General features: G+C 43.4%; 16 protein-coding genes and 1 tRNA gene. 12 read left to right on the top strand and 5 right to left on the bottom strand.

Annotated elements, in window-relative coordinates; all coding sequences use genetic code 11:
- Positions 1-51: 51 nt before the first annotated feature.
- The 5 genes from SM122_RS06960 to SM122_RS06940 all read left to right on the top strand — a co-directional run bounded on the left by SM122_RS06960 (position 52) and on the right by SM122_RS06940 (position 9,664).
- Positions 52-1,209, top strand: coding sequence for a polysaccharide polymerase (locus SM122_RS06960; RefSeq protein ID WP_155170422.1), 1,158 nt, complete (start codon positions 52-54; stop codon positions 1,207-1,209).
- An 81-nt stretch (positions 1,210-1,290) separates the two neighbouring features.
- Positions 1,291-2,388, top strand: a complete 1,098-nt coding sequence (gene glf, locus SM122_RS06955) for a UDP-galactopyranose mutase (protein ID WP_125826762.1) — start codon at positions 1,291-1,293, stop codon at positions 2,386-2,388.
- 15 nt (positions 2,389-2,403) lie between these two features.
- A complete protein-coding gene (locus SM122_RS06950; protein WP_195327027.1) occupies positions 2,404-3,456 on the top strand; it encodes a sugar transferase in 1,053 nt (350 codons plus the stop codon).
- Positions 3,457-3,601: 145 nt separating this feature from the next.
- Complete coding sequence (locus SM122_RS06945; protein WP_324737917.1) at positions 3,602-7,072, top strand: GBS Bsp-like repeat-containing protein; 3,471 nt, start codon at positions 3,602-3,604, stop codon at positions 7,070-7,072.
- Positions 7,073-7,210: 138 nt separating this feature from the next.
- A complete protein-coding gene (locus SM122_RS06940; protein ID WP_155170427.1) occupies positions 7,211-9,664 on the top strand; it encodes a GBS Bsp-like repeat-containing protein in 2,454 nt (817 codons plus the stop codon).
- 447 nt (positions 9,665-10,111) lie between these two features.
- On the opposite strand, the gene SM122_RS06935 is transcribed toward SM122_RS06940, so the two are convergent.
- Positions 10,112-10,975: an RluA family pseudouridine synthase gene (locus SM122_RS06935; RefSeq protein WP_324737916.1), complete on the bottom strand. Its 864-nt coding sequence runs from the start codon at positions 10,973-10,975 to the stop codon at positions 10,112-10,114.
- A 103-nt stretch (positions 10,976-11,078) separates the two neighbouring features.
- Here SM122_RS06935 and pbp2a point away from each other — a divergent pair, with 103 nt between their 5' ends.
- Complete coding sequence (gene pbp2a / locus SM122_RS06930; protein WP_324737915.1) at positions 11,079-13,313, top strand: penicillin-binding protein PBP2A; 2,235 nt, start codon at positions 11,079-11,081, stop codon at positions 13,311-13,313.
- A 330-nt stretch (positions 13,314-13,643) separates the two neighbouring features.
- On the opposite strand, the gene ypfJ is transcribed toward pbp2a, so the two are convergent.
- Positions 13,644-14,555 (bottom strand): KPN_02809 family neutral zinc metallopeptidase, encoded by a 912-nt coding sequence (ypfJ, locus tag SM122_RS06925; RefSeq protein WP_023919834.1) that lies wholly within the window; start codon positions 14,553-14,555, stop codon positions 13,644-13,646.
- A gap of 144 nt (positions 14,556-14,699) precedes the next feature.
- Here ypfJ and rpmG point away from each other — a divergent pair, with 144 nt between their 5' ends.
- From rpmG to nusG, 3 genes are all read left to right on the top strand, one after another.
- Positions 14,700-14,852, top strand: a complete 153-nt coding sequence (gene rpmG, locus SM122_RS06920; protein ID WP_003009043.1) for a 50S ribosomal protein L33 — start codon at positions 14,700-14,702, stop codon at positions 14,850-14,852.
- 9 nt (positions 14,853-14,861) lie between these two features.
- Entirely contained in the window at positions 14,862-15,038 is a 177-nt protein-coding gene (secE, locus tag SM122_RS06915; protein WP_003002261.1) for a preprotein translocase subunit SecE, read from the top strand.
- Positions 15,039-15,225: 187 nt separating this feature from the next.
- The gene (nusG, locus tag SM122_RS06910; RefSeq protein WP_003002077.1) at positions 15,226-15,762 is read left to right on the top strand and encodes a transcription termination/antitermination protein NusG; all 537 of its coding nucleotides are present in this window, start codon (positions 15,226-15,228) and stop codon (positions 15,760-15,762) included.
- A 242-nt stretch (positions 15,763-16,004) separates the two neighbouring features.
- Here nusG and SM122_RS06905 read toward each other — a convergent pair whose 3' ends face one another.
- On the bottom strand, positions 16,005-16,763 hold the full coding sequence (locus tag SM122_RS06905) for a hypothetical protein (RefSeq protein WP_155170435.1): 759 nt from the start codon (positions 16,761-16,763) through the stop codon (positions 16,005-16,007).
- 144 nt (positions 16,764-16,907) lie between these two features.
- Positions 16,908-16,978: transfer RNA gene (locus SM122_RS06900), tRNA-Cys, on the bottom strand.
- 264 nt (positions 16,979-17,242) lie between these two features.
- Between SM122_RS06900 and rpsB the strand changes: the two genes are divergently transcribed.
- Both rpsB and tsf read left to right on the top strand, forming a co-directional pair.
- Entirely contained in the window at positions 17,243-18,025 is a 783-nt protein-coding gene (rpsB, locus tag SM122_RS06895; protein WP_324737914.1) for a 30S ribosomal protein S2, read from the top strand.
- An 82-nt stretch (positions 18,026-18,107) separates the two neighbouring features.
- On the top strand, positions 18,108-19,148 hold the full coding sequence (gene tsf / locus SM122_RS06890) for a translation elongation factor Ts (protein WP_003001949.1): 1,041 nt from the start codon (positions 18,108-18,110) through the stop codon (positions 19,146-19,148).
- 78 nt (positions 19,149-19,226) lie between these two features.
- On the opposite strand, the gene SM122_RS06885 is transcribed toward tsf, so the two are convergent.
- Positions 19,227-19,697, bottom strand: coding sequence for a COG2426 family protein (locus SM122_RS06885; protein ID WP_003002130.1), 471 nt, complete (start codon positions 19,695-19,697; stop codon positions 19,227-19,229).
- 154 nt (positions 19,698-19,851) lie between these two features.
- Between SM122_RS06885 and SM122_RS06880 the strand changes: the two genes are divergently transcribed.
- Positions 19,852-20,373 carry a Dps family protein gene (locus SM122_RS06880; RefSeq protein WP_003001978.1) on the top strand — a complete coding sequence of 174 codons (522 nt, stop codon included), beginning with the start codon at positions 19,852-19,854 and terminating at the stop codon, positions 20,371-20,373.
- Positions 20,374-20,841: the final 468 nt, after the last annotated feature.

The following is a 20,841-nucleotide window of genomic DNA, read 5'->3' as shown; positions in this document are numbered from 1 at the left end:
CAATCTAGACAGAATGAGCTTTTCTTTAAAAATTCTTTATCAGGTAACTTAATGATAAAAATGAAATTTGACGATCTACTGGTTGGTTTTGTCGTCTCGATTGTGATCTTCTTTAATACAATATCCACTACGATGTTAAATAAGGGCTTTTTGCATGTTGGTGCGAGCTCCCTCTTAGTGGTTGTAGCTCTCTTATTACTTCGTTTTTTTAATAAAATCTCGATTCCCTATCATTATCTAATCTTGTCTGCCATGTTATTGATGGTAGCTGTTATGGTTTATTTCAAGACGGATAAGTTAAATTTCTTAGTTTATTCTCTCTTAATGGTTTTACTGGTCAATGCGGATAGGAAAGTCATTTTAAAAACTTATGTAGGTGTTGCAGGTACGATAGTCCTTACAGTATTTCTATTGTCACTGTTAAAGGTAGTTCCAAACTTACAATATAGTCGGGGTGCTGTTATCCGTAATTCATTTGGGTTTATCTATCCAACAGATTTCGCAGCCCATTGTTTCTACCTTTATGTTGCGATCTCCTATTTGCTAAAAGATCGTTATATTGGCTTACGATCTCTGGGTGGCGTTCTTCTAGCTCTCTTTATTATCAAGTTCTGTGACGCTCGTATGAATGCGATCTCGCTTTTGGTCGCTGTCTTGCTCTTTCTCTTCTTTTATTTTACAAAAGAGAAAAAGTTGAAGTTGTATCACTTGTTGCCCTATTCGATCATTCTTTTTTCAAGTGGGATGATCTACTTGACCTATCATTTCTCCTGGTCTTCTCCACTTTATGTTCAAATTAATCAATTCATTACAGGTCGGTTAGCCTTGGGTAAAAATGCTTTTAATTTATACCCTTTGAATTGGTTTGGAACAAGAGAGGTTCAGTTTATTGGATCCGGAGGAAGCACAGAGTCTGTCCTCAATTATAATTATGTCGATTCGTCTTATGTTCAGATGTTATTTACATATGGTATCGTACCGGTTGCTTTATTAGTCGGCATTTATGTCATTGTTTCAAAATATGAATTCAAGAAGGGGCGTTATTTATTTGTTGCGATTTTATCCCTTATTGCGATTAACTGTATGATTGAAGCATTTTGGTTTGTACCGACTTATAACATCTTTATGTTCACACTCTTTGCGACAGAAGTTGTCAAGAAAAAGCCGGCCAATTCCCTCTCTTATAGTGAGGAAATTGGGGGGATTTGAAGATCTAATCTATAGTTATGAGTCTATGATACAGCTGAGAGTTTAGATATATTTTAAAATAGAAAAATAATGGAGTCTACTATGTACGATTATCTGATTGTTGGTGCTGGTTTGTCTGGAGCCATTTTCGCACATGAAGCTACAAAACGTGGTAAAAAAGTAAAAGTGATTGACAAGCGAGATCACATCGGTGGAAATATCTACTGCGAGGAGGTTGAAGGCATCAACGTCCATAAGTACGGTGCCCACATTTTCCATACCTCCAACAAAAAAGTGTGGGACTATGTCAACCAATTCGCTGAGTTTAACAACTATATCAACTCACCAGTAGCTAACTACAAGGGCAGTCTGTACAATCTTCCCTTCAACATGAATACTTTTTATGCTATGTGGGGAACCAAGACTCCTCAAGAAGTCAAGGACAAGATTGCCGAGCAAACAGCTGACATGAAAGATGTTGAACCGAAAAACTTGGAAGAACAAGCCATCAAATTGATTGGTCCAGATATCTACGAAAAGTTGATTAAGGGCTATACAGAAAAACAATGGGGACGTTCTGCCACAGACCTTCCACCCTTTATCATCAAACGTCTTCCGGTTCGTCTGACCTTTGATAATAACTACTTTAATGACCGTTACCAAGGGATTCCAATCGGTGGCTATAACGTTATCATTGAAAACATGCTGGGTGATGTAGAAGTAGAACTTGGAGTTGACTTCTTTGCCAATCGTGAAGAGCTTGAAGCTTCAGCTGATAAAGTTGTCTTTACAGGAATGATTGACCAGTACTTTGACTACAAACATGGGGAGTTGGAGTACCGTAGTCTTCGTTTTGAACACGAAATCTTAGATGAAGAAAATCATCAAGGGAATGCGGTCGTCAACTATACAGAGCGTGAGATTCCTTATACTCGTATCATTGAGCACAAGCACTTCGAGTATGGTACACAACCCAAGACAGTTATCACCCGCGAATACCCAGCTGACTGGAAACGAGGAGATGAACCCTACTATCCAATCAATGATGAAAAGAACAACGCTATGTTTGCCAAGTACCAAGAAGAAGCAGCTAAAAATGATAAGGTCATCTTCTGTGGACGGCTAGCAGACTATAAATACTACGACATGCACGTGGTCATTGAGCGTGCTCTAGAAGTCGTAGCAAATGAGTTTGATTGAAAGAAACCATAATCTATGAAATACTACTTAAAAGAAGAATTCCTGCATGATGTCAACGCAAAGAACGCAGGAAATAAAGCACGCAATGACGTAGAAAGTATTGTGAAAGAAGAAGGCTATCATCCTTTGGTCCTTTCTGTCGACAATTGGTATCAGATGAGTACCCTTGTGGCTCAACGCCATAAGGCGAAGGCTTTCGGTCAAGCCTTGGATCAACTAAAGCAAGGAGATGAGTTGCTGATCCAGTTTCCAATGCTTCACCATAGTTTTTTCTCAACCCATTTGGTTAAAAAAGCACAAAAAAGAGGGATTAAAGTCTATCTCTTGATTCATGACCTAGAAGTGCTCCGCCATGCCAATATGACGTCACTACCTTTAAAACACAGAATTCGGATGTTCCTTCAAGAAGCAAGTTTTCTCAAAGCGGCTGATGGGATCATTGCCCACAACCCGGTGATGAAATCTGTTTTGGTGGATAAAGGGATTGCGGAAGATAAGATTGTTAGCCTGGGCATTTTCGACTATTTGATTCCAAATTTCCAAGAGAAGAGTGGCCAAACAAAAGACCAGCCGATGATTGTGGCAGGTAATTTGGCCCAGGAAAAAGCTGGATATCTCTATGGTCTTCCTGCAGAACCTGCCTATAACCTTTATGGCGTCGGTTTTGACGAGAGTAGAGCACTTGAAAACGAGACCTACTTTGGTTCTTTCCTACCGGATGAACTTCCTGCAGCCCTTGAGGGTGGTTTTGGGCTTGTCTGGGATGGGGATAGTGCAGAAACCTGTAGTGGTGTCTTTGGCGAGTATCTTCGCTACAACAACTCTCACAAGGCGTCACTTTATCTAGCATCGGGCTTCCCGCTTGTGGTTTGGAAACAGTCAGCCTTGTCTCACTTTGTGCTTGAGAAGGGCTGTGGGATTGCAGTAGAGTCTCTTCATGATTTGAAGGAGATAATCGACAATCTTTCAGATGCTGATTACCAAGACTTGGTGGACAATGCCAAGCGTGTTGGTCAGGAAATTCGAGAGGGTCACTATCTAAAGACGGCCTTAAAACATTTAGCATAAGATCAAAAGAAGTCAGACGGACTTCTTTTTTTAGTTTTTCAAAAAAATATCACTAATTTTAAAAATTTGCCTCATAAAACTTTTCATCGCTGAAAGCGTGTGGTAAAATGATTAACGTATAAAATTTGTATAAAGGGAAGTTTATATGAAAAAGAAAGATCTTATTTTTTATGCTGGAGCGGCAGTCTTGATGGCTGTATCTGCTCAGGGAGTCAGTGCAGATGAGCTGGTTTCAAAAGAAGCTACTACTGAAGGTAACCAAGTCCAAGCTGAAACAGCGCCAGAAGTAGCCATTGCTGAAAAGACTGTAGCGCCTGTCGCAAGTAACTATGCTGCACCAGCAAATGTGACCGAGCAGCCTGTGGTTTCTGCGAGCAGTACCACTGTTACAGACAGTCGTACACCATCTGTAGAGAAAGCTGTAGAAGCATCGACTACTGAGAAAGAAGAAATCCCTCTTCCGTCTGATACAGGAAGCACGACCTTCTTTAATACAGGTGCTCACGCTCCTGCTGGTCGCTCAACAGATGTAGCGGTTCAGCCAAAATCATTCGTTGATGTGAGTAGTCACAACGGTGATATTAGTATTGGCGACTACCGTACCCTAGCTAATAAGGGCGTGGGCGGTGTCGTTGTCAAATTGACAGAAGATACTTGGTACAAGAACCCGAATGCGGAAAACCAAATTCGCAATGCGCAAGCAGCTGGTCTGCAAGTATCGACCTACCACTTCTCTCGCTATACTTCTGAGGAAGCAGCGCGTGCAGAAGCGCGATTCTACATTGCAGCTGCACAACGTTTGAGTTTGCCAAAGAACACCCTCATGGTCAATGACTTTGAGGATGCCAAGATGCAGCCAAACATTAACCGCAACACCCAAGCTTGGGCTGACGAAATGCGCAAAAATGGCTACACCAACTTGATGTTCTACACCAGTGCCAGCTGGTTGGATGAAAACAACCTTCGAAAGAAAGGTCCTGTCAACACCGCTCAATTTGGGCTTCAGAATTTCTGGGTTGCTCAATACCCTTCTCCAAAACTGTCTGAAAACGATGCGAAAAGCTTGCGTTACAATGGGAAAGCTGGCGCGTGGCAGTTCACTTCTCAAGCGGAATTGCTTCCAGGAAAACACCTCTTTGACCACAGTGTGGACTATACCGGTCGCTTTACAGCGAACGCAAAACCTGCAGCGGATCCAACAGAAGGCAGCTTAAGTGGGAAGATTGACATTGTCAATAACGATACTATGACGGGCCGCTTTGACGTTGTCATCTCAAATGTTAAGGCGCCAAATGGAGTTCGAACCGTTTCTGTCCCAATCTGGTCAGAAACAGGTGGTCAAGATGACCTTGTTTGGTATACAGCCAACCGTCAAGCCAATGGGACCTATACCGTCAATGTAAAAGCAGCGGACCATAAAAACTCAACCGGTCTTTACAATGTCCATCTTTACTATGTTCAGAATAATGGACAAATGACGGGTGTGGGCGGAACAACGACGACAGTAGCCATTGGAAAGAAAAATCAGACACCAGTGTCAGCTGATTTGACTATTGCAAAATCAGAAAAAGACGGTACCTTCACCATTACAGCTAAGAACCTTCAAGGCTTCGATGGCTACAAGGAAGTGAAGATTCCATTCTGGTCTCATGCGAATGGGATGAAAGACATCATCTGGTATACTCCGACTCGCCAGGCAGACGGTTCTTATACTGTAACAGCCAAAGCCAGTGACCACGAAAATGCTGATGGCAAATACGAAGCGCAGGTCTTCTATGTAGACGCCCAAGGTCAAAACAAATTTGTGAAAAAGGCCTTTATCGATTATACGGCGAAAAAACCGGCCAATGCTGTCGCAGCTGATCTGACCATTACAAAATCAGGAAAAGACGGCACCTTCACTATCACGGCTAAGAACCTTCAAGGCTTCGATGGCTACAAGGAAGTGAAGATTCCATTCTGGTCTCATGCCAATGGGATGAAAGATATCATCTGGTATACTCCGACTCGCCAGGCAGACGGTTCATATACTGTAACGGCTAAGGCTAGTGACCACGAAAACGCTGATGGCAAGTATGAAGCTCAGGTCTTCTATGTGGATGCTAAAGGCCAAAATAAGTTTGTCAAGAAAGTCTTTATCGATTACACAGCTTCTAAGCCATCTGCTGATCTGACCATTACAAAATCAGAAAAAGATGGGACCTTCACCATCACAGCCAAGAACCTTCAAGGCTTCGATGGCTACAAGGAAGTGAAGATTCCATTCTGGTCTCATGCCAATGGGATGAAAGATATCATCTGGTACACGCCAACTCTCCAGGCAGACGGTTCATATACTGTAACAGCCAAAGCCAGTGACCACGAAAACGCTGATGGCAAGTACGAAGCGCAGGTCTTCTATGTGGACGCTCAAGGCCAAAACAAGTTTGTCAAGAAAGCCTTTATTGATTACAAAAATCAATCTCGTCCAACCGGCACTCTCTTGATTCAAAACAACAACAAGGATACGGGGACATTTGATGTCATCATCAAGGATGTCTACAGCCCTAAAGGGGTGCAGACTGTGCAAGTTCCTACTTGGTCTGATAAGGACGGCCAAGACGATATTCGCTGGTATGAAGCAACACGCCAAGCGAACGGAGATTACAAGGTATCTGTAAAAGCTAGTGACCACAAAAACTCTACTGGTAAGTACCATGTTCACCTCTATTACATTCAAAATGATGGTTCTCGGATTGGTATTGGTACCACAACAACAGACGTAGAAGTTAGAAATGCCATGACTAAGACGCAGGCTTCTATCAAGAATGTCAATGCAACGAACGGGACTTATACAGTAGCTGTAGATCAAGCGCCTCAGGGACGTCAGATTAAGAATATTCGTGTCGCAGCTTGGTCTAAAGCTCATCAAGAAAATCTTTACTGGTATTCCGCAACACCGACAGGTATGCACACAGAGATCACTGTCTCTACCAATAATCACGGTAACGAAGCGGGCAGCTATACCACTCACGTCTATGTAGACTACAAAGATGGGGGAGTTGAAGGTTTTAACCTCGGTCAGACAGCCTTGTCTCCACGAAATCAAAAGGTGAATCCACAAACAACCTATTATTCTCAACGGGATCCTCGTTGGGCTGGGAAATATTATGGTGTGAGCAATGTCGATCAGTCAGGTTGTGTGCCAACCTCTCTTGCTATGACCTTCACAGATATCCTTGGTAGAACTATTTTGCCAACAACAGTAGCTGATTATCTCTACAACAATACTGATTCATTCAACAAAGGTGAAGCAGGAACAGATTCTGATGGGATTGTAGCTGCCACTCGTAACTGGGGCTTGAAGAGCCAATTGATTAATGGAGCTGGAGGCATTGCAGAAGCCCTCATGGCTGGCAAGCATGTACTTGCTGCAGTAGGTAATAGCCAATTTACTAGTGATCCTTATACTCATGAATTGGTCTTGCATGGTTATGACAATGGAAGAACCTATGTTCGCGATCCATATAATAGCGGCAACAACGGCTGGTACTCCATCAATTATCTTCACTCTATTAAGAGTAAGGACCCGATGGATAACAAGCTTGGAGCACCTTTCTTCTCAATTTTTGCATAAGCTAATCAGAAGGCCAATCTGGCCTTCTGTTTTCTTTAAAAATAGGATTCTTCTCATGATATTGTTTCTTGATCCGGCGGTTTGTGCTATAATACTACTATGTGGGTACAACCGTATAAAAAATTGTAAGGAAGATACATGAAAAAGAAAGATCTTATTTTTTATGCTGGGACAGCCGTTTTGTTGGCTTTTTCGACACAACAAGTCAAAGCCGATGAGCAACATGCGTCTGATCAAACACCAGAAAATACATCAGCTATCGTTGCAACAACAACTTCATCAGAAGCACAGAATACCGCGAGCGAAGAAGTGGGAGTTGAGAAAGGTATTCAGACAGAAAATACCGTTGCAACAGAGGCAGCACCTGTCACACCGACTCTTAGCAATAACCAGTCTTCTGACAAGGGCACTAGCGACAAGGTTGTATCAGAGCAACCAGCACCAGCTGTGGTAGCTAGTCGTGCACCATATGGCGCACGCGCACGAGTGGTAGCAGCAAGAAATGAGAGTGTTCCTCAACAGGAATCTCCGGTTTCCGCAGATTTGACTATTGCAAAATCAGAGTCAGACGGCACCTTTACCATTACGGCTAAGAATCTTCAAGGCTTGGATGGTTATGAAGAAGTGAAGATTCCATTCTGGTCTCATGCCAATGGGATGAAAGACATCATCTGGTACACTCCAAGTCGTCAAGCAGATGGTTCTTATACTGTAACAGCCAAAGCTAGTGATCACGAAAACGCTGATGGCAAATATGAAGCGCAAGTTTTCTATGTGGATGCTAAAGGTCAAAACAAGTTTGTTAAGAAAGCCTTTATTGACTATACAGCTCCTAAACCATCTGCTGATCTGACCATTACGAAATCAGAGTCAGACGGTACCTTCACCATCACAGCTAAGAACCTCCAAGGCTTCGACAGCTACAAGGAAGTGAAGATTCCGTTCTGGTCTCATGCCAATGGGATAAAAGATATCATCTGGTACACTCCGACTCGCCAGGCAGACGGTTCTTATACCGTAACAGCCAAAGCTAGTGACCACGAAAACGCTGATGGCAAATACGAAGCGCAAGTTTTCTATGTGGATGCTAACGGACAAAACAAGTTTGTCAAGAAAGCCTTTATTGACTACACAGCTCCTAAACCGTCAGCCGATCTGACCATTACAAAATCAGAGTCAGACGGGACTTTCACTATTACAGCTAAGAACCTTCAAGGTTTCGATGGTTATAAAGAAGTGAAGATTCCATTCTGGTCTCATGCCAATGGAATGAAAGATATCATCTGGTACACTCCAACTCGTCAAGCAGATGGCTCATATACTGTAACAGCCAAAGCTAGTGACCACGAAAACGCTGATGGCCAGTATGAAGCGCAAGTCTTCTATGTAGATGCCAAAGGACAAAACAAGTTTGTCAAGAAAGCCTTTATTGATTTCAAAAATCAGTCACGTCCAACTGCTAGTTTCTTAATCCAAAACAACAACAAGGATGCGGGTACCTTTGACGTCATCATCAAGGATGTCTACAGTCCTAAAGGTGTGCGGACGGTTCAAGTCCCAACTTGGTCTGATAAGGATGGCCAAGACGATATTCGCTGGTATGAAGCGACTCGTCAATCAAATGGAGACTACAAGGTATCGGTCAAAGCGAGCGATCATAAAAACTCTACTGGTAAGTACCATATTCACCTTTACTATATTCAAAATGATGGTTCTCGTGTGGGTGTCGGTTCAACGACTACAGAAGTTGAATTCCGAAATGCTCAGACGAAGACACAAACAGGGATCAAGAATGTTAATTCTGGTGCTGGAACCTATACGGTAACGGTGGATCAAGCGCCTCAGGGCCGTCGGATTAAGAACATCCGTGTCGCAGCCTGGTCTCAAGCACACCAAGAAAATCTTTTCTGGTATTCAACAGCACCTTCTGGAATGCATACAGAAGTGCAGGTCTCTGCAGCAAATCACCAGTACCAATCAGGCAACTATACCACTCACGTCTATGTGGATTATGTCGATGGTGGCGTTGAAGGCTTTAACCTTGGTCAAACAGCCCTTCATCCCCGTGCGACTGTAGATCAAACTGCTTTTAGTCCTCGTGTAACGAATGGACAACGGGACCGTGTCTTACGGGCAGCAGCTAGTCTAGTGGGCGTTCGTGGCGGCACTGCAGCTCACCATCAATTGGTCAATGATTATAACAGTGTTAAACCACTTCCGGTTGGTTATGCAGTGAAGACGACCGATGACTGGTGTGATATCTTTGTCACAACAGTCTTCCAGCGGGAAGGTTTGAGCGGTTTGATTGGCCGTGAATGTGGAGTCGAACGTCACATCCAGATTTTCAAACGCTTGGGCATCTGGAATGAAGATGGTACCACTACACCAAAAGCAGGGGACATCATCACCTTTAACTGGGATCAAAATACCCAACAAAACAATGGCTTTGCGGATCACATCGGAATTGTCGAGAGCGTCTCAAATGGGATCATTCACACCATTGAAGGAAACTCCAACAACCAAGTCCGTCGCAATACCTACCGAATCGGACATGGCAATATTCGTGGATTTGCAACCCCACGCTATCAATAATAAAAAGGGAGTGGGAAAGAACTCTGACTAGTTAAAAAGAGTTCGTCTTCCCACCCCCGCGCAGTTGATTAGGTCATCTTTGGAGCTTAAAAAGCGAACAAAGATGCCAATCAACCACTGCGTCATACAGTTATTTCTATCAAATATAAAAAGGCTGAACAGTTTTTGTCCAGCCTCTTTTTGTGGCTTCTTTTTTGAATGCAGATAAGTTTTTAAAATAAAATGAGAGATTCTGTCAATTGTTTAAAATGATTTTTATCTTTTGAAATATTCGATTATGACTGGAGACTTTACGCAGTGAGAAAAGTGCTTGAAATATTAGAATTTCAAGCACTCGGGAGTTTTGAGACCTGGGGCTCAAAACTAAGTCATGGAACTTCTTTGAAGTTCGCTGACGTCCGTACTCACTTAAGGAAAGTCTCTAAGAAGACTATTTCGGTTCTTTTCTCATTTTTTCAACCCTTCTTCAAAACTCTTAGAAGGGGCCTCGACTTGGATGGTTTCAAGGGTTAATGGATTGGTGAAGGTCAAGCGATGGGCATGGAGCATGAGTCGCTCTCCGCGTTCAGGGTTATAGAGAGGATCCCCGACAATCGGGTGCCCATGATGGGAGAGATGCACCCGGATCTGATGGGTACGCCCCGTCTTGAGCTGGCATTTGACCAGGCTGTTTCGCCCGATTTTTTTCAGTTGCGTCACCTGGGTTTCTGCGTACTGACCTTTGCGTGGATCGACCAGGCGCTTGCGCCGATCGTGGCGATCGCGTCCGATTTTATCCTTGTAGACGATGGTTTTTTGTGCTAAGCTACCTTGGATCAAGGCCCAGTACTCGCGTTGGATGTTTTTATCTTCCAAAATGCGGTTGAGAATGGGCAGAATAAAAGGATTTTTGGCAAATAAAATTGCTCCGCTGGTTTCCTTGTCTAAGCGGTGCACGACGTAGCAGGTAGATCCAACATAGCTGGAAACATGGTTAAGAAGAGCAATTTCTGTCGGCTCATTAGCATGGGTTTTCATGCCTTCAGGCTTATTGACGATGATGACATGCTCATCCTGATAGAGTTCTTCGACCAGACTCGGGTCTCCGGATGGGAGCTCTTTTTCAGGGTAATCGTCCGCGTCAAAGATCAGCTGGATCTGGTCTCCTTTTTGAACGGGGCTCTGCCAGTTGATGGTCTCGCCATTGACCAAGACGTGCTTCTTGGTTCGTAAAAAATGCCGGATCTTACGGGGAATGAGGAAGTAGTCCTCAAGCAACTCTTTCACAGTCATCTGGGGAAAGGATTGTGGAATGGTAAATTGATAGTTCATGACCCTATTGTAGCAAAATCTAAGCTTAAAGAAAACTAAATGGGAGAAGTGGATGAGCTATCTTTTCTTGCTAGGACAAGGATAAGGTGTTACAATAACAGGTATGAATAGAATAAAAGAATTATTTGAAAACCTGATCACTTTTTTTAGAAAGGATCATCCGCCCAAAGCGGTGGCAGAAGAAGTGCCAGGCACGGAACTACCGGAAGAGACAGTAGAGCCGACCTATAGTCGCTCAGGCAAGCACAGAAGCAAGCCTCTCTCTCAGCACCCCTTCCGTCGTTTTTGGCGCCGATTCCATTTGACCAAGATTCTCCTGATCATTGGGCTAGGCTTTAGCCTCTTGACAGGGGGCTATCTCTTCTATCTTGCTAAGACGACCAACGTCAAGGATTTGCAGAATGCACTCAAGGCGACGACGATTATCTATGATAAGAATGGCGACCAGGCTGGAAGTTTGACCGGGCAAAAAGGAACCTATGTCGAACTCGATGCCATTAGTGAGAATCTGCAAAATGCCGTGGTCGCAACAGAGGACCGGAGCTTTTACAAGAATAGTGGGATCAACTATGGTCGCTTCTTCTTAGCCATTTTGACTTTGGGTCGCTCAGGTGGTGGGTCGACCATCACCCAGCAGCTAGCTAAAAATGCTTATCTGTCCCAAGACCAGACGGTGGAGCGCAAGGCCAAGGAATTCTTCCTGGCACTTGAAATCAATAAGAAATACAGTAAAAAAGAGATCCTCACCATGTACCTCAACAATGCCTATTTTGGAAATGGGGTTTGGGGGATTGAGGATGCTTCCAAAAAGTATTTTGGGGTTTCAGCCAGTCAATTAAGTCTAGATCAGTCAGCGGTTCTCGCAGGCATGCTCAAGGGACCGGAGATCTATAACCCGCTCTATTCAGTAGAGAATGCGACCAACCGCCGCAATACGGTCCTTCAAAATATGGTAGCGGCTGGCTATATTGACCAGGCAACAGCCGATCAATCTGCTGCTGTTGATATCCATGGCCAGCTAGTCGATGCCTATGAAGGCAAGTCAGAGGACTACCGCTACCCATCCTATTTTGATGCGGTCATCAATGAAGCGGTCAACGAATACGGTCTCACCGAAGAAGATATTGTCAAAAATGGCTACCGGATCTACACCGAGCTGGATCAAAATTACCAAGCAAGCATGCAGGTAATCTATGACAATACAGCCCTCTTCCCGGTAGCGGAAGACGGCACGCGCGCAGAGTCCGGTAGTGTGGCCCTTGATCCTAAGACCGGGGGGGTTCGGGCTCTCGTAGGACGCGTCGGAAGCGATCAAAATCCAGGTTTCCGTACTTACAACTATGCCACCCAGGCTGCCCGTAGTCCGGGATCGACCATCAAGCCTTTGGTGGTCTATAGTCCAGCTGTTGCAGAAGGTTGGTCGACCAATAAGGAACTGGATAATAGTACCACCCAATACGGAAGTTATGAAGTCAATAACTATGCAGGAATCCAGTCGAGCCCAACGGTACCGATGTACCAGGCCTTGGCAGAATCCCTCAACCTTCCAGCAGTGGCGACCGCTAATGAATTGGGCCTCAATACTGTCTTTGAGTACGGAAAAAAATTCGGTCTCAACATGGATAAGGTGGATAAGTCGCTTGCTGTTGCCTTGGGAGCTGGTGTGACAACCAATCCGATGCAGATGGCCCAAGCCTATGGAACCTTTGCCAATGGCGGGGTCATGAATGATGCCCACCTCATTACCAAGATCGAAAATGCCAGTGGCCAAGTGGTCAAGAGCCACAGTCAGAAATCAACCCGGGTGCTTAGTGGATCCACAACGGATAAGATGACCAATATGATGCTGGGAACCTTCAGTAATGGTACAGGGGTCAACGCTGCGCCTTATGGCTATACTATGGCAGGGAAAACCGGTACGACAGAGACCAGCTTTAACAAGGACCTCTCTGGAGACCAATGGGTGATCGGCTACACGCCAGATGTGGTCATCAGTCAATGGCTTGGTTTCCCAACGACCGATGAAAATCACTACCTGACGGACAGTAGTGCTGGAACGGCGTCCGAGATCTTCCGCAATGTTGCCAACAGTGTCCTGCCTTATACAGACGGTACCCAGTTTGACTCGGTGAAGAACTCTTATGCTGAAAACGGCATTGCGCCAGTCGGAGAAGAAACGACAGAAACAGATAGCAAAGAAGACAAAGGTTTCTTTGAGGATGTCAAAGAAAAGGCGTCGAATATGGTCGATGATGCGAAAAAAGCAATCGACGAGGCCGATATTCCAGGAAAAGCGAAAAACGCCTGGGATACCTTCAAGGGCTGGCTTGGTTTCTAATCAAAAAAACGATTCAGAAGAATTTCTGAATCGTTTTTTGCAGATTGAAGACAAAGTCTTCTTAGAAACTTTCCTTAAGTGAGTACGGACGTCAGCGAACTTCGAAGAAGTTCCATGACTTAGTTTTGAGCCTGAGGTCTCAAAACTCCCGAGTGCTAGAAACAACAGTGTTTCTGGCACTTTTCTCACGGCGGAAAGTTTCTGTTGAAATGATCCTAATAGTATTAATTATTTTAATTTTTCAACGTTACTTAGATTGTTTTATGTAAAATGCAATTTGTCTATATTCTAAAAAGATCCATTCAGAAGGATTTCTGAATAGACCTTTGTTTAGAGTTCGCTATCTGACAAGCTAAAGGTATCGCCGTGTTGAAGATCCCCGTACTGGTAGCCTCGTTTGAACCAGCGCATGCGTTGTTCCGAAGTCCCGTGGGTAAAGCTATCTGGTACCGAGTAGCCGTAGGCTTGCTCCTGGAGAGTATCATCACCAACTGCATGAGCCGCATTCATGGCTTCTTCGATATCGCCGATATCTAGAAGGTTTCGGTCTTGAATGGAGCGGGCCCAGACACCGGCTAGATAATCAGCTTGTAGCTCAATGCGGACACTGATGGCATTTCGTTCCTTTTCAGAAAGACCTTGTTGCATCCGATGGTATTTACCAAGGATTCCCAGCTCATTTTGCACGTGGTGGCCGACTTCGTGAGCGATCACGTAGGCCATGGCGAAGTCCCCGCTAGCCTTGTATTTGGTTGTTAATTCCTTGTAGAAGCTCATATCCAAATAAATCTTTTTGTCGGTTGGACAGTAGAAGGGACCAGCCGATGCTTGCCCAACTCCACAGCCTGTCTTTGTCCGTCCGGTATAGAAGACTAGTTTGGGCTCCTGGTAGGTCCGTCCTTCGGCTTGAAAGACCTTGTGCCAATGATCTTCTGTTGTGGCAAGGACCTTGCTGACGAACTCAGCATCTGCATCATCGACATGGGTCTTGTTGGTGCGCGTGACTTGGGTGGATTGGTAAGGTTGAGAAGAAGTCCCATTTCCAAAGAGACCCCCAAGGCTAGCTCCTCCTCCTAGAAAGACTATGAGGAGGATAATGATGATCTTACTCTTGAAGCTTCCAGGCGATAGTAAGATCTGTAAAATCCCCCCGCCAAGGTTACTGTTGCCTGAAGACTGGGAGTAGCTTTGCCCTCGACGGTCTTCAATATTTCTACTTTCTTTTAAGTTATCACTTTTCATATTCGTCTCCTTTTGTTTTATTTTACCAAAAATGAGGAAAAAACTAGAGTGATAACGCTTTAGATTTGCTTTTTTATTGACAGTAGATTTTCTGTCCTTGTCAAAACGTGGAAAACTTGCTATAATGGGGTGAACGGAGGCGTTATGGCATTAAAAAAAGCAAGTCTAGCGTGTACGGTTTGTGGGTCACGCAATTACTCCATTAAGTTGAGTGGGACGCCAAAACCAACACGTCTAGAAGTCAATAAATTCTGCAAACATTGCAGCAAGTATACCATCCATAAAGAAACACGATAGGAGAGAGTTGTGAAATTCATTAAAGATATTTTCGTCTTACTAAAAGATACAACTTGGCCAAATCGCAAGGAAAGATGGAAAAACTTTATCTCAGTGATTGAGTACACCGCTTTCTTTGTTGCATTGATTTATTTGTTTGACAAAGTCATTGCACGTGGCCTATTGCACATGATCAATTTCTTTTAAGAAAAGAAGCCAGGCGGGATCCCAAGGGTCCTGCTTTTTATGGCCTTTTCTTAAAAATAAATCAGCAAACCTCTTTGCATTCCGGCAAAATGTGGTATAATGAAGCTAGGAAAAGGAAAGCCAAGAGGCTTTTTTTAGTGTGTTCACAAAAGCTCGAGCAGGCTAAACAGAAAGAAAGGATGCCCAAATGGACAGTTTTGATAAAGGCTGGTTTGTACTACAAACCTACTCAGGATATGAAAACAAGGTAAAAGAGAATCTTTTGCAACGTGCGCAAACTTATAATATGTTAGAAAACATCTTGCGCGTAGAGATTCCAACTCAAACCGTACAAGTTGAGAAAAACGGTAAAACAAAAGAAATCGAAGAAAACCGCTTCCCAGGTTATGTCTTGGTCGAAATGGTCATGACAGATGAAGCTTGGTTTGTTGTTCGGAATACACCGAACGTTACTGGTTTCGTCGGATCCCACGGGAACCGTTCAAAACCAACTCCATTGTTGGAAGAAGAAATCCGCAGTATCTTGCTCTCTATGGGTCAAACTGTTCAAGAGTTTGATTTGGATGTCAAGGTAGGTGATACAGTTCGTATCATCGACGGTGCCTTCACAGACTATACTGGTAAGATCACTGAAATTGATAACAACAAGGTCAAAATGGTCATTTCTATGTTCGGTAACGATACGGTTGCAGAAGTGAATTTGAACCAAATTGCTGAATTGTAAGAAAGAGAGAGTGGGACAGCTTCAACAGTCTGGGAGACTTGCAGATAAAGGAAACATAGTTTCCGTCAACATAGGGTATTTTTGAAGCTTAAAAAGCGAACAAAGACTTAGGATACTTGCTTCGCAAGTTCTATCCACCACCTCAAAGCAGTGCTTTGAGCACTCAACCACTGCGTCTTGCTCGACAATCCAAAAATAATTAAGAGGCTAGGACTTTTGTCCCAGCCTCTTTTTATGGATCGTTATTGATTTTTATCCAGACCGGTGATGCCTTTTAAGCGCTTGGTTTCTGCAGCAGACATAACATTAACGATCTTGTCTCCTTGTGTAGAGAAGTTAGATTCGTCCCCGTTACTATCTTTATAGACATAGCTGGTCCAACGTTCAGAACGCATAATGGCATAGGGTTTTCCGAGACGCTCGAGAGCTGTTTTTGGTGTATCGGATTTGGAAATGGCGCCAGTAGACTGGTGGTTGGCATCGCCCTCTTTTAAACGGAAGGTGATATCTGTTAGGACATTATTGTGGAAGAAAGCCATGATATCGCCATTATCTGTTACCCAAACATTAACCCCATCTCCAGGATTCGCACTGTCTGTGCTACTTACAGGTTGACCAAAGGCTGCCACCATATCATCGTAACTGCTTCTTTCTTTTGGCCCACCAACCTCTTGTCCATCTTCGGTTCTTAATACAAAACCAGTGGTAGGGTGGAGATTCTTGAGTTTTTCGATCTCAGGAATGGATGCAGCTCCCGGCACATATTGGAGAGAAGAACCATCATCTGGATCCATGCTGTAGCGATCTGAAAAATCATTTGAGCTAGTGCTGTCTGAAGAAGTGCTCGACGGTTTACTAGATGATTTTTTGGTTGAAGATTGTTTGATCGGTTTTCTAGAACTAGAAGCAGTTTTTGCTGGTTGCCCAGAATTGGCAGGTGAGCAAGCTGCTAGTGTTACTAGTGAAAGAAGGCCGATCGTAAAGAAACGAATGTTTTTCATAAATACCCTTTCTAATGTGCTTCGCCAATCAGGCGAGGTTTTATTATATCAGTAATCAAGGAAAGGAGCAAATGGCAACAAAAAAACCCCCTATTGCTAGGGGAATTTTTAAAAGATAAAAGATGATAAAAAATTTTATTATCAAGGCGGTAGACGGATTTGAACCGACGATCAAGCTTTTGCAGAGCCGTGCCTTACCACTTGGCTATACCGCCATAACATATAATATTGTAACCTAAAAAACAAGATAGGTCAAGAAAAACTTTTTACGTCAAACAACTTTAGAAAACCATTTCATCGTAGGGATTGAAAAAATCTCTCAAATAGCTTGCGAATTCTAGGGATTTCTGCTATACTTATAGAGTTGTCTAAGACAGCAAATACTCATCTCGGATCCATTGTGGCACCGTTGCCCTTGTGGTCGTGCTGCAAGTTGACGTCTGAGAGAGGAGAAAAAAACAAAAAAGGAGAAACTACTCATGGCAGTAATTTCAATGAAACAACTTCTTGAGGCTGGTGTACACTTCGGTCACCAAACTCGTCGCTGGAACCCTAAGATGGCTAAGTACATCTTCACAGAACGTAACGGAATCCACGTTATCGACTTGCAACAAACTGTAAAATACGCAGACCAAGCATACGACTTCATGCGTGATGCAGCTGCAAACGATGCAGTTATCTTGTTCGTAGGTACTAAGAAACAAGCTGCTGATGCTGTTGCAGAAGAAGCTGTTCGTGCAGGTCAATACTTCATCAACCACCGTTGGTTGGGTGGAACTCTTACTAACTGGGGAACAATCCAAAAACGTATCGCTCGTTTGAAAGAAATCAAACGCATGGAAGAAGATGGAACTTTTGAAGTTCTTCCTAAGAAAGAAGTTGCATTGTTGAACAAACAACGCGCTCGTCTTGAAAAATTCTTGGGCGGTATCGAAGACATGCCTCGTATCCCAGACGTAATGTACGTTGTGGATCCACATAAAGAACAAATCGCTGTTAAAGAAGCTAAGAAATTGGGTATCCCAGTTGTAGCGATGGTCGACACAAACACTGACCCAGATGATATCGATGTTATCATCCCAGCGAACGATGACGCTATCCGCGCTGTTAAATTGATCACTGCGAAAATGGCTGACGCTGTTATCGAAGGACGTCAAGGTGAAGACAGTGTTGCTACAGTAGAAGTTGAATTGGCAGCTACTGAAGGTCAAGCTGATTCAATCGAAGAAATCGTTGAAGTTGTAGAAGGCGACAACGCTTAATTTCATTCAATAAGTAACGAACCTAAGAGGGCAGGGCTCAGCCCGACCCTCTTATTTTATTAAAAAATATAGGAGAACAAAAATGGCAGAAATTACAGCTAAGCTTGTAAAAGAATTGCGTGAAAAATCTGGTGCCGGTGTCATGGACGCTAAAAAGGCATTGGTTGAAGTTGAAGGTGATATCGAAAAAGCGATCGAATTGCTTCGCGAAAAAGGTATGGCTAAAGCAGCTAAGAAAGCTGACCGTGTTGCCGCTGAAGGTTTGACTGGTGTTTATGTCAATGGTAACGTTGCAGCAGTAGTTGAAGTAAATGCTGAAACTGACTTCGTTGCGAAAAACGCTCAATTCGTTGAATTGGTAAACGCAACAGCGAAAGTGATCGCTGAAGGTAAACCAGCTAACAACGAAGAAGCTCTTGCTTTGACAATGCCTTCAGGTGAAACTCTTGAAGCTGCATATGTATCTGCAACAGCTACAATCGGTGAAAAAATTTCATTCCGTCGTTTTGCTTTGCTTGAAAAAACAGATGCACAACACTTCGGTGCTTACCAACACAACGGTGGACGTATCGGTGTTATCTCTGTGATCGAAGGTGGAGACGAAGCACTTGCTAAACAAATCTCAATGCACATCGCTGCAATGAAACCAACTGTTCTTTCATACAAAGAATTGGATGAACAATTTGTGAAAGATGAATTGGCACAATTGAACCACGTCATCGACCAAGATAACGAAAGCCGTGCAATGGTTGGTAAACCAGCTCTTCCACACTTGAAATTCGGTTCAAAAGCACAATTGACTGACGAAGTGGTTGCTCAAGCTGAAGAAGATATCAAAGCTGAATTGGCAGCTGAAGGTAAACCAGAAAAAATCTGGGATAAAATCATCCCGGGTAAAATGGATCGCTTCTTCTTGGACAACACAAAAGTTGACCAAGCCTACACTCTTCTTGCACAAGTCTACATCATGGATGACAGCAAGACAGTGGAAGCTTACCTTGAATCAGTAAATGCTTCAGTTATCGAATTCGTTCGTTTTGAAGTTGGTGAAGGTATTGAAAAAGCTTCAAATGACTTTGAAGCAGAAGTTGCAGCTACAATGGCAGCAGCTCTTAACAACTAAGAATAAAAAAATAAGAGGTTTCCTTCGAAACCTCTTTTTTGTATGTAAAGGACTGAAGCCGTTGCTTCAGTCTTTTGGTTAATGTGCGAAGGTATCGATTCCTAGAAGCAGGGACAGGGTTCCCATGATGAGGCCGGCTAGTATCACTCCGAGCATGACTGCGAGGCTACTGCGTTTGAAGTCCCAGTCAAGGATAGAAGCTGCAAGGGCACCGGTCCAGGCACCAGTTCCCGGAAGAGGGATTCCAACAAAGAGCAATAAGGCCCAGAAGATTCCCTTGTCTCCTGCAGCTTTTTCTAATTTCTGTCCGCCTCTATGGCCTTTATTGAGACACCAGCTAAAAAAGCCTCCGATAATTGGTTTTTTTGCCCCCCAAGTAAGAATATGGCGGGCGAAAAAGAAGATCAGAGGGACAGGGAGAAGATTTCCGATCACTCCGATCAGGAGCGCTGTCCATAAGGGAATACCATTTGCAATGGCAAAAGGGATGGCCCCGCGCAATTCAACAAGGGGCACCATGGAGATCAGGAAGGTAAAGATATATTTCATTAGTCAAGCCTTTCGATTAGTCTTCTTCATTCTATCGTATCTTTTCTCAATTGACAACTATGATCTTTTTTAATCTTTTATCTTGACTTTCTGGTGGAGGAAGCATATAATAAAGACATAGTTAATTAGAATCATTATAAAAAGGAGAAATGACATGACAACTATGAAACATGAAGCAGCTACTGATGTAGCAACTTTTGCACCTTCAAATAAAGAAACTCTTCCAGAAACAAAAGCTCTCTTGAACCAAGTCGTAGCAGATCTCTACGTGGCTCACATTGCCCTTCACCAAGTACACTGGTATATGCGTGGACGTGGCTTTATGGTTTGGCATCCAAAAATGGACGAATACATGGACAGCTTGGATGCAACCTTAGATGAAGTGAGCGAACGCTTGATCACTCTTGGTGGTGCGCCATATTCTAGCATGACTGAATTTTTGGAACACAGCAATATTGAAGAACGCCGTGGAACATTTACAAAAAATGTAGAAGAAAGCTTGACACGTGTTCTTGAAATCTTCCATTACCTTGATGGCCTTTACCAAAAAGCTTTGGATGTTACCGATGCTGAAGGCGACGATGTAACCAACGATATCTTTGTTGGGGCGAAAGCAGAACTTGAAAAGAACATTTGGATGGTGGCTGCTGAACTTGGTCAAGAACCAGGATTATAAGATCATAAAAAATAGAAGCCGTTGGCTTCTATTTCAGACTGAAGACAAAGTCTTCTTAGAAACTTTCCTTAGGTGAGTACGGACGTCAGCGAACTTCTACGAAGTTCCATGACTAATTATTGAGCCTAAGGTCTCAATAATTCCGAGTGCCTGAAACTGAATAGTTTCAGGCACTTTTCTCACAGCGGAAAGTTTCAGTAGATGATTGAATAATTCTAACGAATAAATTTTTTTATATTATAGAATTTATAAGATTTGTAAAAAAGAACAGTTTGTCTATGCTCTCAATAGGAGCCGTTGGCTTCTATTTTTTGCCTCGTAGGGGATTTCCACTAATTAAAGGAATTCTTAATCTAACTATAGTTAGAGCGAAATCGAGGCCTATCGCTCCTATTTTTTTGGTATAGTTAATATGTGATTTTCTGTAAGTGTTCGCAGACAGAAGAAAGCGCTTACAAATTTAATTGT

It is taken from the genome of Streptococcus gingivalis (assembly GCF_035544715.1).
Classification (GTDB): domain Bacteria; phylum Bacillota; class Bacilli; order Lactobacillales; family Streptococcaceae; genus Streptococcus; species Streptococcus gingivalis.
Note: the sequence above shows the minus strand (reverse complement) of the source record. Positions and strands in the feature narration are given on the sequence as shown.

Bases quoted from the DNA above. Each gene is read 5' to 3' on its own strand.
- glf (WP_125826762.1), top strand. From the start codon at position 1,291: ATGTACGATTATCTGATTGTTGGTGCTGGTTTGTCTGGAGCCATTTTC.
- pbp2a (WP_324737915.1), top strand. From the start codon at position 11,079: ATGAATAGAATAAAAGAATTATTTGAAAACCTGATCACTTTTTTTAGA.
- rpmG (WP_003009043.1), top strand. From the start codon at position 14,700: ATGGCATTAAAAAAAGCAAGTCTAGCGTGTACGGTTTGTGGGTCACGC.
- ypfJ (WP_023919834.1), bottom strand. From the start codon at position 14,555: ATGAAAAGTGATAACTTAAAAGAAAGTAGAAATATTGAAGACCGTCGA.
- rpsB (WP_324737914.1), top strand. From the start codon at position 17,243: ATGGCAGTAATTTCAATGAAACAACTTCTTGAGGCTGGTGTACACTTC.
- SM122_RS06885 (WP_003002130.1), bottom strand. From the start codon at position 19,697: ATGAAATATATCTTTACCTTCCTGATCTCCATGGTGCCCCTTGTTGAA.
- SM122_RS06880 (WP_003001978.1), top strand. From the start codon at position 19,852: ATGACAACTATGAAACATGAAGCAGCTACTGATGTAGCAACTTTTGCA.
- SM122_RS06905 (WP_155170435.1), bottom strand. From the start codon at position 16,763: ATGAAAAACATTCGTTTCTTTACGATCGGCCTTCTTTCACTAGTAACA.
- SM122_RS06935 (WP_324737916.1), bottom strand. From the start codon at position 10,975: ATGAACTATCAATTTACCATTCCACAATCCTTTCCCCAGATGACTGTG.
- SM122_RS06960 (WP_155170422.1), top strand. From the start codon at position 52: ATGATAAAAATGAAATTTGACGATCTACTGGTTGGTTTTGTCGTCTCG.
- SM122_RS06945 (WP_324737917.1), top strand. From the start codon at position 3,602: ATGAAAAAGAAAGATCTTATTTTTTATGCTGGAGCGGCAGTCTTGATG.
- SM122_RS06940 (WP_155170427.1), top strand. From the start codon at position 7,211: ATGAAAAAGAAAGATCTTATTTTTTATGCTGGGACAGCCGTTTTGTTG.
- tsf (WP_003001949.1), top strand. From the start codon at position 18,108: ATGGCAGAAATTACAGCTAAGCTTGTAAAAGAATTGCGTGAAAAATCT.
- nusG (WP_003002077.1), top strand. From the start codon at position 15,226: ATGGACAGTTTTGATAAAGGCTGGTTTGTACTACAAACCTACTCAGGA.
- SM122_RS06950 (WP_195327027.1), top strand. From the start codon at position 2,404: ATGAAATACTACTTAAAAGAAGAATTCCTGCATGATGTCAACGCAAAG.